Genomic DNA, 12973 nt, shown 5'->3' on the forward strand with positions numbered 1-12973 from the left:
GGGGCGCGAAGCGGCCCCGCTTTCTTGTATCAGCCGCGCTTGCGCTGCGGCAGCACATCCTTCAGCTTGGCGCGCATGCTGCGCAGGGTCTTCTCGGTAGCCGACCAGTCGATGCAGGCATCGGTGATCGACACGCCATACTGCAGCTCGTCCAGATTCTTCGGAATCGACTGGCAGCCCCAGTTCAGGTGGCTTTCGACCATCAGGCCGATGATCGACTGGTTGCCTTCGAGGATCTGGTTGGCGACGTTCTCCATTACCAGCGGTTGCAGGGCCGGGTCCTTGTTGGAGTTGGCGTGGCTGCAGTCGACCATGATGTTGGCCTTGATCCTGGCCTTGGCCAGGTCCTGTTCACAGAGGGCGACGCTGACCGAGTCGTAGTTCGGCTTGCCGTTGCCGCCGCGCAGTACCACGTGGCCGTACGGGTTGCCCTTGGTGGTGACGATCGACACGCCGCCTTCCTGGTTGATGCCGAGGAAGCGGTGCGGCTTGGACACCGACTGCAGGGCGTTGATGGCAACGGTCAGGCCGCCGTCGGTGCCGTTCTTGAAGCCGACTGCCGAGGACAGGCCCGAAGCCATCTCGCGGTGGGTCTGCGATTCGGTGGTGCGGGCGCCGATGGCCGACCAGCTGATCAGGTCTTGCAGGTACTGCGGGGAAATCGGGTCGAGCGCTTCGGTGGCGGTCGGCAGGCCCATTTCGGCCAGGTCCAGCAGCAACTTGCGGCCGATGTGCAGGCCATCCTGGATCTTGAACGAGTCATCCAGGTACGGGTCGTTGATCAGGCCCTTCCAGCCGACGGTGGTGCGCGGTTTTTCGAAATACACGCGCATGACCAGGTACAGCGTGTCGGACACTTCCTCGGCCAGCACTTTCAGGCGCTCGGCGTACTCGTGGGCGGCCTTGATGTCGTGGATCGAGCAAGGGCCGACCACGACGAACAGGCGATGGTCCTTGCCGTCGAGAATATTGCGCACCACTTCACGGCCGGCAGTCACGGTCTGCAGGGCCTTGGCGCTGAGGGGGATTTCCTTCTTGAGCTGATCGGGGGTGATCAGGGTCTCGTTGGAGGCAACGTTCAAGTCATCGATCGGTAAATCAGCCATCGTGTTACTCGTCAGGTCACGGGTGCCGGCCGCCAACTATCCCCGTGCGGCCCAGCAGCAAGAATAATCGCAGCGGGGAGCCGAACCTTAGCGCGTTACAGGTGGCGCGACAATGGGCCAGGCCCAGTCCGTGTGGGGTTTTTCCGAGATGGCAGGTGTTTGCCGCGCATGGGCTGCCCAGCGCTGCACAACCTGTGTAAAAAGAGGGCTGACTTTTACCTGGAGATCGGCATGCATCCGCACACACCACGTATCGGCATCATTGGCAGTGGCGCCATCGGCGGCTTCTATGGGTTGATGCTGGCCCGGGCCGGCTTCGATGTGCATTTCCTGTTGCGCAGCGAGTACGAGGTTGTCCGCGAGCAAGGGTTGGCGCTGGACAGTGCCGTTCACGGCACCTTGCAAATGAAGGTGCAGGCCTATGCCAGTGCCGCCGACATGCCGCCCTGCGACTGGCTGCTGGTAGGGGCCAAGGCTACCAGCAATGACCAGTTGGCGCCGCTGATCGTGCAGGTGGCCGCGCCGGGCGCCAAGGTGGTACTGCTGCAGAACGGCCTGGGCGTGGAGGAGCAGTTGCGCCCCGCCTTGCGCAGTGACATGCACCTGCTTGGCGGCCTGTGTTTCATCTGCGTCAACCGCCAGGCGCCCGGCGTGATCCGCCACCAGGCCCTGGGTGCGGTCAACCTCGGTTACCACAGCGGGCCGGCCAGCGATGGCGGTGTCGCGCTGGTCAATGAAGGCGCGGGGTTGTTCCAGGCCGCGGGCATCGACTCCCAGGCCATGCCCGACCTGGCCCAGGCACGCTGGCAGAAGCTTGTGTGGAACGTGCCCTACAACGGCCTGTCGGTGCTGCTCGGCGCCAGTACCACGCCGCTGATGGCCGACAGCCATAGTCGCGCCCTTGTCCAGGCCTTGATGGCCGAGGTGGTGCAGGGCGCGGCGGCGTGTGGCCATGTGTTGGCCGAGGGGTATGCCGAGCACCTGTTCCAGGTGACCGAGCGCATGCCCGACTACTGGCCCAGCATGTACCACGACCATGTCCACAAGCGCCCGCTGGAGCTGCAGGCCATCTATGCCGAGCCGTTGGCGCAGGCGCGTGCGGCAGGCTGCCACTTGCCGCGAATGGAAATGCTGTACCAGGCGCTGGCCTTTATCGACCGCGGCAAGCAGCCCCGCTAAGGGGGGCGTTGGCCTCGCCGGGGCTCTGCAGCCCGCGGCAGCAGCACGCCGGACGGCAAAGCGCGTGTCCGGCGCGCTGCTAAGCTGAAGCTTGCTCTGCCGCAGTGGCAGTCGAGGAGGTCGAATGATCCACTCCATGCTGTACGCCACCGACCTCGGTGTCTACGCCCCTTTTGTCATGCAACACGCGCTGGCGCTGGCGCGCACATTCGGCGCCGAGTTGTATGTGATCCACGCGGTAGAACCCATGGGTCAGTTCGCTGAATCCCTCCTGCAAAGCTACCTTGATGAACAGACGCTCGACCAGCTGCACAGCCAAGGGGTGAACACGGTGATGGCCAATATCGAGCAGCGCGTGCTGGAAAACTTTCGAGACGAGCTGGGCGAGGAGGCCGACCTGGCGGTGATCAGGGCCGTGCGGGTGCGTCAGGGCGACCCGGCGCAGGTGATCCTCGAGCAGGCGCAGCGGCTGAGTGTCGACTTGCTGATTTTCGGTAGCCACAGTGCCGGCGCCGGCGTGGATGTGCCATTGGGGCGCACGGCGGTGCGGCTGCTGCAGCTGTCGCCGGTGCCGGTGTACATGGTGCCGCTGGCGCAGCATTTGGGGCGTAGGAAAGCATGAAGATAGCCGTAGGCTATTTCCGGGGGTATGTAACAAAATAGTTCTAGATTTATTTCCAGAACCACTAATATAGTTATATATCGTCGCTGCCTGCTGCCGCGGACTCATCGCTGAACCGAGGGGAACCTATGAAGCTTCAACAACTGCGCTACATCTGGGAAGTGGCGCACCATGACCTCAACGTCTCCGCGACGGCGCAGAGCCTGTATACCTCCCAGCCAGGTATCAGCAAGCAGATCCGCCTGCTCGAGGATGAACTGGGTGTTGAAGTCTTTGCCCGCAGCGGCAAGCACCTGACCCGCGTCACCCCGGCAGGTGAGCGCATCATCAATACCGCCGGCGAAATCCTGCGCAAGGTCGAAAGCATCAAGCAGATTGCCCAGGAGTTCTCCAACGAGAAGAAGGGCACGCTGTCCATCGCCACCACTCACACCCAGGCGCGTTATGCCTTGCCGCCGGTGATCAGCAGCTTCATCAAGCAGTACCCGGAAGTGTCCTTGCACATGCACCAGGGTTCGCCCATGCAGATTGCCGAGATGGCCGCGGATGGTACCGTCGACTTCGCCATCGCCACCGAGGCGCTGGAACTGTTCGGCGACCTGATCATGATGCCGTGCTACAAGTGGAACCGCTGCGTGGTGGTGCCGCAAGGTCACCCGCTGGCCAAGCTGCCGAAGCTGACCCTGGAAGCCGTCGCCGAATACCCGATTGTCACCTATGTATTCGGGTTCACCGGGCGCTCCAAGCTGGACGAGGCCTTCAACCACCGTGGTCTCACGCCGAAGGTGGTGTTCACTGCGGCAGACGCCGACGTGATCAAGACTTATGTGCGCCTGGGGTTGGGCGTGGGTATCGTCGCTGGCATGGCCGTGGACGCCAAGCTGGACAGCGACCTGGTGGCCCTGGATGCCAGCGAGCTGTTCGAAGCCAGTATCACCAAGATCGGCTTCCGCCGTGGCACCTTCCTGCGTGGCTTCATGTGCGACTTCATCGAGAAGTTCGCCCCGCACCTGACCCGTGAAGTGATGGCCAAGGCCATTCAGTGCCATAACAAGCAAGAGCTGGAAGAGCTGTTCGAAGGCGTCGAACTGCCGGTGCACTGATCAAGAAATATTGGGGGCCTCACGGCCCCTGTGGGAGCGGGTGAACCCGCTCCTACAACGGCCCCAGTCGTTTATGCCTTGCTGATCAGGTTGCCAGCGTGCAACCCGCATTCCTTCTGCGTCGACTCTTCCCACCACCAGCGCCCTTCACGCTCATGCTGGTTTGGCAGCACCGGGCGGGTGCAGGGCTCGCAGCCAATGCTGATGAAGCCGCGCTCATGCAGGCTGTTGTACGGCAGCTCCAGCATGCGGATATAACCCCACACTTCCTCGCTGGTCATCTGCGCCAGCGGGTTGAACTTGTACAGGGTGCGCTCGGGGGTGGAGAAGGCGCTGTCGATTTCCAGGGCCGCCACCTGGCTGCGGGTACCCGGGCTCTGGTCGCGGCGCTGGCCGGTGGCCCAGGCGCTTACGGTGGCCAGCTTGCGGCGCAGCGGCTCGATCTTGCGGATGCCGCAGCATTCGCCGTGGCCGTCCTTGTAGAAGCTGAACAAGCCCTTTTCCTTGACGAACGGGTCGAGCTTGGCGCGGTCGGGGCTGAGGATTTCGATCGGCAGGTTGTACTGCTCGCGCACCTGGTCGATGAACCGGTAGGTCTCCGGGTGCAGGCGGCCGGTGTCGAGGCTGAACACCTTGACCTGCCTGTTCAGCTTCCAGGCCATGTCCACCAGCACCACGTCCTCGGCGCCGCTGAAGGAGATCCACAGGTCATCACCAAAGTGCTCGAAGGCAAGCTTGAGGATGTCCTGCGGGGACTTGTTGGCATAGGTCGCGGCCAGGGCGGCGACGTCGAAGGGTTGGCTCATCAGGCGGTTTCCATCGTGGCTGTGGCGCTGTGCGCTCGTAGTAAGGTGATGGTAACAAAAAATGGCGGGGTAGACGGACTTGGAGTCGGTGGTGGCTGCTTCGCGGGCTCGCCCGCTCCCACAGGATACGTGCAAGCATGACAGATGTGCGCTGTACCCTGTGGGAGCGGGTGTGCCCGCGAAGAATTCACCACCGATCACAAGCCTTGCAGGGTCTCCATCAACACCCGCACCTTGGCAATCGACTCTTCATACTCGGCCTGCCATTCGGAGTCGGCCACCACCGCGCCGCCGCCCCAGCAGCTGACCTGTCCGCCCTTGACCAGCAGGCTGCGAATGGCAATCGAGCTGTCCATCTCGCCGCGCACGTCCACGTAAAGCAGTGAGCCGCAATACAGCGCCCGGCGCGCCGGCTCCAGTTCGTCGATGATCTGCATGGCGCGGATTTTCGGGGCGCCGGTGATCGAGCCACCGGGGAAACTGTCGCCGATCAGGTCCAGGGCGTCCTTGTCGCTGGCCAGTTGGCCGGTAATGCTGCTGACCAGGTGGTGCACGTTGGGGTAGCTCTCCAGGCTGAACAGCTCCGGCACCTTCACCGAACCGATCTCGCAGGTGCGTCCCAGGTCGTTGCGCAGCAGGTCGACGATCATCAGGTTTTCCGAGCGATCCTTGGGGCTATGCAGCAGCTCCTCGGCATTGCGCGCGTCCTCGGCCGGGTTGCTGGCGCGTGGGCGGGTGCCCTTGATCGGCCGGGTTTCCACCTGGCGCTGACTGACGCGGATGAAGCGCTCGGGCGAAAAACTCAGCAGGGCGCTGCCGTCGGCCAGTTGCTGGTAGCCGGAGAAGGGTGTGGGGCAGGCTTTGCGCAGGGCCTGGTAAGCGTGCCACGGGTCGCCCTGGCAGGGCGCGCGGAAGCGCTGGGTAAGGTTGATCTGATAGCAGTCGCCGGCCTGGATATAACGCTGCACCTGGTCAAAGGCAGCCTTGTACTGCTCGGGCTGCAGGTCGCCGGCCATCGGCGCAAGTAGCTGGAAGCTGCCGCTTTCAGCGTTGTCGACAGCTTCGAACAGGGCAATCAGGCGTTCGCATTCGCTGCCCGACAGGCTCGGGTGGAATACCAGCTGGCTGGTCGCGCACTGGTGGTCGGTGACCAGCGCCCAGGCATACAGGCCCAGTTGCGCGTCTGGCAGGCCGAGGTCGTCCACGGCCAGGCTGGGCAGGTGTTCCAGGCGGCGGCCGAAGTCATAGCTCAGGTAGCCGATCAGGCCGCCGGCGAATGGCAGCTCACTGCCTGCGGGCAGCTGTGCGTGGCCCAGTTGCGCCAGGCCGTCGCGCAGGCGCTGGAGGAAGGCGCGGCCATCTTCGTCGGGCTGCGCCTGCAAGTGTTGCAGCGGCCAGGCGCTGAGCAGGTCGAAGCGGCCGCGCTCGGCGCCGGGGCGGGCGCTGTCCAGCAGGATCGCACCGGGGGCCTGGCGCAGGCGGGCGAAATAGGCGGCAGGGTCGGGCTGGTAGGGCAGGGGGTGGAGCGTACAGGTCGGCATCAGTGTGGACGGCGATGTAAAAGCGAGGAGGGCGATTGTAGACCTGTGCAGGAAATGCGCCTAGCTTTGTGGCGACATTCAAACACTGTGTTTCGCCCTTGCGGCCCTATCGCGACACAAGGCCGCTCCTACAGGAGATTGCGTGATCCTGTAGGAGCGGCCTTGTGTCGCGATGGGCTGCGCAGCAGCCCCGGCGATTTCAGCGCGGGTGCACGTGCCCGAACAAGCCTTGTGATACCCGCACGCGCTGTTCGGCATCTTCGCTGATGCCATCCTTGGCCAGTGCTTCGATGTGCGCCTCGATGGCATGGGTACGCTGGGTCAGGCCGCAGTCGTTGGCGATCTGGATGTTCAGGCCCGGGCGGGCGTTGAGCTCGAGAATCAGCGGCCCCTTGTCCTGGTCCAGCACCATGTCGACACCGATGTAGCCCAGGCCGCACAGCTCGTAGCAGCCGGCGGCCAGCTTCATGAAGCCGTCCCAGTTCGGCAGTTGCACGCCATCCACCGCGTTGGTGGTGTCCGGGTGCTTGCTGATGATGTTGTTCAGCCAGGTGCCGCGCAGGGTCACGCCGGTGGCCAGGTCGACACCGACGCCGATGGCGCCCTGGTGCAGGTTGGCCTTGCCGCCGGACTGGCGGGTCGGCAGGCGCAGCATGGCCATCACCGGGTAGCCCATCAACACGATGATACGGATGTCCGGCACGCCTTCGTAGCTGATGCTCTTGAAGATCTGGTCGGGGGTTACCCGGTACTCGATCAGCGCGCGGTCGCGGTGGCCGCCCAGCGAGTACAGGCCGGTGAGGATGCTCGAGATCTGGTGCTCGATTTCCTCGTGGCTGATGATCTTGCCCGACACCGTGCGGTAGCGGTCCTCGAAGCGGTCGGCGATCACCAGAATGCCGTCACCGCCGGCGCCCTGCGCCGGCTTGATGACGAAATCGCTGCGCCCACCGATGATCTGGTGGAGTTTCTCGATCTCTTTTTCGGTCTCGATGATGCCGTACATTTCCGGCACATGGATACCGGCCGCCAGGGCACGCTCCTTGGTGATGATCTTGTCGTCGACGATCGGGTACAGGTGGCGCTTGTTGTACTTCAACACGTAGTCCGCGTTGCGCCGGTTGATACCCATGATGCCCCGGGCCTCCAGGGCTTTCCATGTCTTGATCAGACCAAACATCAGGCGTCAGCCTTCTTCAGGAATGCCTTGAAGCGCACGAGCTCGGTCAGGCGGTAGCCGCGGTAGCGACCCATCGCCAGCATGAAGCCCACCAGGATCAACAGCACGGCAGGGAAGGTGAACACGAAGTACACCAGCTCCGGCACCATCATCAACAGGTGCGCCAGGGAAGCGGCGAACAGGGTGCCGATGGCCACTTTCATGGCATGGCCGCCGCCACGCTCTTCCCAGGTAATGGACAGGCGCTCGATGGTCATGGTCAGGATCACCATCGGGAACAGTGCTACCGACAGCCCGCGCTCCAGGCCCAGCTTGTGGCTGAACAGGCTGATGGCTGCGATCAGCACCACGACGAAGGTCAGTACCACCGACAGGCGTGGCAGCATTTGCAGCTTCAGGTGTTCCAGGTACGAGCGCAGCGACAGGCCCAGCGCGGTAATTACCGTGAACAGCATGATACCGAAGCCCAACTGCGTCTCGCGGAAGGCCAGGGCGATCAGCACCGGGGTGAAGGTACCCAGGGTCTGCAGGCCGATCAGGTTGCGCAGTACCAGGATCACCAGCACGCCGATCGGGATCATCACCATGATCATGAAGGTTTGCTGGGTTTGCAGCGGCAGGCCGTACAGCGAATATTCGAGGAAGTCGGCGTCGGTATTCTCGTCGGTCAGCTTGGCCAGGCGGATGGCGTTCATCTCGCTGTTGTTCATGCTGAAGGTAACGTTGGCCTTTTTGCCGCCATCGACGGTGATCAGGTTGTCGTCACCGGTCCACCACAGCAGGCGATCGCTGGGCAGGCCCTGCTCGCCGGTGTCCGGGTTGAAGTACAGCCAGTCGGTACCGTTGAAGCTGCGCAGCCACAGTTCCGGGGTTTGCGGGGTGTCGGCCACCAGGCGGATGGTGTGCACCTTCTCCATCGGTACGTGGGCGATCGACAGCAGCAGGTCGATGACCTGGGCCTTCTTCATGGTCGTGGTGTCGCCGGCCAGCAGCAGCTTGACGTTGTCGTCGTTGAGGTTGTTGACCCGCTTGATGGTCTCGCTGACGAAGGTCTCGACGTCGGCCGAGTGCTGGCGGATCGGCGCCATCAGGGCCTCGGCGGCGATCTTCTCGGGGCCTTCCACTGCCAGGCTGTCACGGAAGGTCGGGCCTTTGACCGTGGTCTTCTCGTTGCTGTAGCGCTTGGTCAGCACCAGGCGGTAGTAGAGGGTCTGGTTGCCGCTGGCGCGGCGGGCCGACCAGGTGACCTTGCGGTTGCCGTCGGCACGGTTGACGCTCACCCCGTAGTTGTTGGAGATGAAGCTCTCGTTGAGGCTGACGTAGTCGCGGTTCAGCGGTGGCACGAACATCTGCACCTTGACCGGGTCCTTGGTGCTGGCCACGAACTCGACCTTGGCGTCGATGTTCCACAGGTCGTCGGTTTCATCCTCGGTTACCGGGATGCCGAGTACGAAGATCTGATAAGCCGTGACCGCCACGCCCAACAGCACCAGCACGGTGATCAGGACTTTCAGATGGAGGGTAAGAGAGCGCATCGGGATTACTCTGCTTTGGGAGCTTCGGTGGCACAGGCAGGTTTGCCGGCCGCGTATTTAAGGCTTGGGTCGACCAGCGCGTCGAAGTGCTTGAGCGCCTCGGAGCCGATCAGCAGCGGGAACTGGAAGGCGCTGCGGTCGGTGAGGTTGACTTCGATGGTGCGCACGGCCTGGCCCATGCAGATTTCAAGTTCGATGACCGGGCGTGCGGTGTAGGCCTTGCCCGATTCAGCATCATAGTCGCCGGCCCGGCGCTTGATCTTGCTTACACGTGCCAGCGGGCGTTCGATGGGGTGCGAATGGGCGGCGTCGATGGCCAGGTAGAAGCGCACCCAGCTTTCGCCATTGCGCTTGAAACGCTTGATGTCGCGGGCGCTGAGCGACGCGGTCTTGGCGCCGGTGTCGAGCTTGGCGGCCACTTCCAGGTCCAGGTCGCCCAGGCGTGCATATTCGTTGAGACCGTACACGGTCTTGCCTGCAGCCTGGCCAAGGGCCGGCAGCAGGGTGAGGCAGAGCAGCAATAATGCGGGTGTAAGTCTCATATTCCTGGCGCGGTGCAGTGCAAGGTTCGGGGCTGTTTTCAAAGCCATGTTCAGAGCCGTGTTCAGGGCAAGGCGACTGGCAGCGACTGCGCAAGCTTCCTCGTTCATCTGTCAACAGCATGAATGTATGACAGACAGGCTATCCATACTCCATCGGAGGCGCGGCATTCTATCACGCCGGCGCCTTGACGCCAGCGGTGCGCGATCAGACAGCACCGGGGCGGCGTTAGTTCGTTCTTAGACGATTGTCGACAATGTTCATTTTGTCTTTGACTGCTTCGGTCGAATTAGCTAATTTCTGGCAAAGAGATTTGCAAGGTGTCGACAATATGCAGGACCTCTCCACCCCCAGCCCGGTGCTGGCTGACGAAACGGAAACCTTGTCCGAAAACGTCTTCCGGCGCATCCAGGCGGCCATCGTCAAGGGCGATATCGCCCCCGGCAGCAAGATTTCCGAGCCGGAGCTGGCGCGTACCTACGGCATCAGCCGCGGGCCGCTGCGCGAGGCCATCCACCGCCTCGAAGGCCAGCGCCTGCTGGTGCGCGTGCCGCATGTGGGCGCGCGGGTGGTGTCGCTCAACCACGCCGAACTGATCGAGCTGTACGAAATTCGCGAATCGCTGGAAGGCATGGCCTGCCGCCTGGCCGCCGAACGCATGAGCCAGGCCGACATCGACGAACTGCGCCGTGTGCTCGACACCCACGAGCGCGATGCCGCGTTCCAGGCCGGCCTGGGCTATTACCAGCAGGAAGGCGACTACGACTTCCATTACCGGATCATCCAGGGCAGCGGTAACCAGACCCTGGTCAAGATGCTCTGCGGCGAGCTGTACCAGCTGGTGCGCATGTACCGCATCCAGTTTTCCGCCACGCCCAATCGGCCACGCCAGGCCTTTGCCGAACACCACCGCATTCTCGATGCCATCGCCGACCGTGACGGCGAGCTGGCCGAACTCCTGATGCGCCGCCACATCGGCGCGTCCAAGCGCAATATCGAGCGTCACTACCTGGACGCCCACAACAACAGCCCACGAGGTGAGAAATGACTGTGAAGAGCACCCCCGGTCAGCGTTTCCGCGACGCCGTTGCCGCTGAACATCCGCTGCAGGTGGTTGGCGCCATCAACGCCAACCATGCCCTGCTGGCCAAGCGCGCCGGCTTCAAGGCCATCTACCTGTCCGGTGGCGGCGTCGCCGCCGGTTCGCTGGGCCTGCCGGACCTGGGCATCAGTGGCCTGGACGACGTACTCACCGACGTGCGCCGCATCACCGACGTGTGCGACCTGCCGCTGCTGGTGGATGTCGACACCGGTTTCGGTGCCTCGGCCTTCAACGTCGCCCGTACCGTGCGCTCGATGAGCAAGTTCGGCGCTGCCGCCATCCATATCGAGGATCAGGTTGGCGCCAAGCGCTGCGGCCACCGCCCGAACAAGGAAATCGTCAGCCAGCAGGAAATGGTCGACCGCATCAAGGCCGCAGTCGATGCCCGTACCGATGACAGTTTCGTGATCATGGCGCGTACCGACGCCCTGGCCGTCGAGGGCTTGAACGCCGCCCTGGACCGCGCCGCCGCCTGCGTCGAGGCTGGCGCCGACATGATCTTCCCGGAAGCCATCACCGAACTGCAGATGTACAAGACCTTTGCCGACCGGGTGAAGGCACCGATCCTGGCCAACATCACCGAGTTTGGCGCGACGCCGTTGTATACCACCGAAGAGCTGGCCTCGGTCGACGTGTCGCTGGTGCTGTACCCGCTGTCGGCGTTCCGCGCCATGAACAAGGCGGCCGAGAACGTGTACACCGCGCTGCGCCGTGACGGTACGCAGAAGAACGTGATCGACACCATGCAGACCCGCATGGAACTCTACGATGCCATTGGTTATCACGCCTTCGAGCAGAGCCTCGATGCGTTGTTTGCCCAGAAGAAGGGCTGAAGGTCGAAGATTTGCATTGGAGCGGCTGGCCTCTTCGCGGGTGAACCCGCTCCCACAAGTACGGCGTGATGCTCGATGCCTGTGGAACCCTGTGGGAGCGGGTTTACCCGCGAAGGGGCCGGCACAGGTTTCAACGATTAGCCAGACTTCCATAACAAGTTCAAGAAAGGAGAAACACCATGGCCGAAGCAAAAGTACTCAGTGGCGCAGGCCTGCGCGGCCAGGTGGCCGGCCAGACCGCGCTGTCGACCGTGGGCCAGGCCGGTGCCGGGCTGACCTACCGTGGTTACGACGTGCGTGACCTGGCCGCCGGTGCCGAGTTCGAGGAGGTCGCCTACCTGCTGCTGTACGGTGAGCTGCCGAGCAAGGCCGAGCTGGCCGACTACAAGCGCAAGCTCAAGGGCCTGCGTGACCTGCCTCAAGCCCTGAAGGAAGTGCTCGAGCGCATCCCGCGTGACGCCCACCCGATGGACGTGATGCGCACGGGTTGCTCGGTGCTGGGCACCCTGGATCCCGAACTGACCTTCGAGGCCCAGCGCGACAAGACCGACCGCCTGCTGGCGCTGTTCCCGGCGGTGATGTGCTATTGGTACCGCTTCACCCACGACGGCGTGCGCATCGACTGCACCAGTGACGAAGACACCCTCGGTGGCCACTTCCTGCACTTGCTGCACGGCAAGAAGCCGAGCGAGTTGCACGTCAAGGTGATGAACGTGTCGCTGATTCTCTACGCCGAGCACGAGTTCAACGCCTCGACCTTCACCGCCCGCGTCTGCGCCTCGACCCTGTCCGACCTGTACTCCTGCGTCACCGCGGCCATCGGTTCGCTGCGCGGCCCGCTGCACGGTGGTGCCAACGAGGCAGCGATGGAGCTGATCGAGCGCTTCCAGAGCCCGCAGGAAGCCACTGCCGAGCTGCTGCGCATGCTCGAGCGCAAGGACAAGATCATGGGCTTTGGCCATGCCATCTATAAAGAGTCCGACCCGCGCAACGAGGTGATCAAGGGCTGGTCGAAGCAACTGGCTGACGAAGTGGGCGACAAGGTGCTGTACCCGGTTTCCGAAGCCATCGACAAGACCATGTGGGAGCAGAAGCGCCTGTTCCCCAACGCCGACTTCTACCATGCCTCGGCGTACCACTTCATGGGCATCCCGACCAAGCTGTTCACCCCGATCTTCGTCTGCTCGCGCCTGACTGGCTGGGCGGCGCACGTCTTCGAGCAGCGTGCCAACAACCGCATCATCCGCCCGAGCGCCGAGTATGTCGGCGTCGAGCAGCGCCAGTTCGTACCGATCGAACAGCGCTGAGTCATAGATCGCTGGGGCTGCTGTGCAGCCCTTTCGCGACACAAGGCCGCTCCCACAGGGACGGCGCAGTACCTGTGGGAGCGGCCTTGTGTCGCGAAAGGGGCGCGTAGCGCCCCCGA

The 12973-nt window shown here is 63.3% G+C and carries 12 protein-coding genes; 6 read left to right on the plus strand and 6 right to left on the minus strand.

The window, feature by feature from the left end; translation table 11 throughout:
- Nucleotides 1–29 precede the first annotated feature (29 nt).
- Nucleotides 30–1106 carry a 3-deoxy-7-phosphoheptulonate synthase gene (locus M2S36_RS00990; protein WP_063914021.1) on the minus strand — a complete coding sequence of 359 codons (1077 nt, stop codon included), beginning with the start codon at nt 1104–1106 and terminating at the stop codon, nt 30–32.
- 231 nt (nt 1107–1337) lie between these two features.
- On the opposite strand from M2S36_RS00990, the gene M2S36_RS00995 reads away from it, so the two are divergent.
- The 3 genes from M2S36_RS00995 (at nt 1338) to cysB (ending at nt 4010) form a co-directional block, all read left to right on the plus strand.
- Nucleotides 1338–2285, plus strand: coding sequence for a putative 2-dehydropantoate 2-reductase (locus M2S36_RS00995; RefSeq protein WP_207835265.1), 948 nt, complete (start codon nt 1338–1340; stop codon nt 2283–2285).
- Between the two features lie 124 nt (nt 2286–2409).
- The gene (locus M2S36_RS01000) at nt 2410–2907 is read left to right on the plus strand and encodes a universal stress protein (RefSeq protein ID WP_063914023.1); all 498 of its coding nucleotides are present in this window, start codon (nt 2410–2412) and stop codon (nt 2905–2907) included.
- Between the two features lie 128 nt (nt 2908–3035).
- Entirely contained in the window at nt 3036–4010 is a 975-nt protein-coding gene (gene cysB, locus M2S36_RS01005; RefSeq protein WP_010953293.1) for an HTH-type transcriptional regulator CysB, read from the plus strand.
- 71 nt (nt 4011–4081) lie between these two features.
- Here the strand turns inward: cysB and M2S36_RS01010 are convergent, their stop codons facing one another.
- From M2S36_RS01010 to rloA, 5 genes are all read right to left on the minus strand, one after another.
- Nucleotides 4082–4816 (minus strand): phosphoadenylyl-sulfate reductase, encoded by a 735-nt coding sequence (locus M2S36_RS01010; RefSeq protein WP_233687859.1) that lies wholly within the window; start codon nt 4814–4816, stop codon nt 4082–4084.
- Between the two features lie 197 nt (nt 4817–5013).
- Entirely contained in the window at nt 5014–6357 is a 1344-nt protein-coding gene (gene pabB, locus M2S36_RS01015; RefSeq protein ID WP_207835269.1) for an aminodeoxychorismate synthase component I, read from the minus strand.
- A 199-nt stretch (nt 6358–6556) separates the two neighbouring features.
- Nucleotides 6557–7537, minus strand: coding sequence for an alpha-L-glutamate ligase-like protein (locus tag M2S36_RS01020; RefSeq protein WP_063914025.1), 981 nt, complete (start codon nt 7535–7537; stop codon nt 6557–6559).
- Nucleotides 7537–9072, minus strand: coding sequence for an osmotic stress tolerance membrane protein RloB (gene rloB / locus M2S36_RS01025; RefSeq protein WP_207835271.1), 1536 nt, complete (start codon nt 9070–9072; stop codon nt 7537–7539). The genes M2S36_RS01020 and rloB overlap by 1 nt, the downstream gene beginning before the upstream one ends.
- Before the next feature lie 5 nt (nt 9073–9077).
- Nucleotides 9078–9614: a retropepsin-like aspartic peptidase RloA gene (rloA, locus tag M2S36_RS01030; RefSeq protein ID WP_207835273.1), complete on the minus strand. Its 537-nt coding sequence runs from the start codon at nt 9612–9614 to the stop codon at nt 9078–9080.
- A 329-nt stretch (nt 9615–9943) separates the two neighbouring features.
- Between rloA and M2S36_RS01035 the strand changes: the two genes are divergently transcribed.
- The 3 genes from M2S36_RS01035 (at nt 9944) to prpC (ending at nt 12854) form a co-directional block, all read left to right on the plus strand.
- The gene (locus M2S36_RS01035; RefSeq protein WP_025338439.1) at nt 9944–10660 is read left to right on the plus strand and encodes a GntR family transcriptional regulator; all 717 of its coding nucleotides are present in this window, start codon (nt 9944–9946) and stop codon (nt 10658–10660) included.
- Complete coding sequence (gene prpB / locus M2S36_RS01040; protein WP_003259689.1) at nt 10657–11547, plus strand: methylisocitrate lyase; 891 nt, start codon at nt 10657–10659, stop codon at nt 11545–11547. The genes M2S36_RS01035 and prpB overlap by 4 nt, the downstream gene beginning before the upstream one ends.
- Before the next feature lie 179 nt (nt 11548–11726).
- The gene (gene prpC, locus M2S36_RS01045) at nt 11727–12854 is read left to right on the plus strand and encodes a bifunctional 2-methylcitrate synthase/citrate synthase (protein WP_333956556.1); all 1128 of its coding nucleotides are present in this window, start codon (nt 11727–11729) and stop codon (nt 12852–12854) included.
- Nucleotides 12855–12973 lie beyond the last annotated feature (119 nt).

This window comes from Pseudomonas sp. SF2 (assembly GCF_036858055.1).
Taxonomy (GTDB): domain Bacteria; phylum Pseudomonadota; class Gammaproteobacteria; order Pseudomonadales; family Pseudomonadaceae; genus Aquipseudomonas.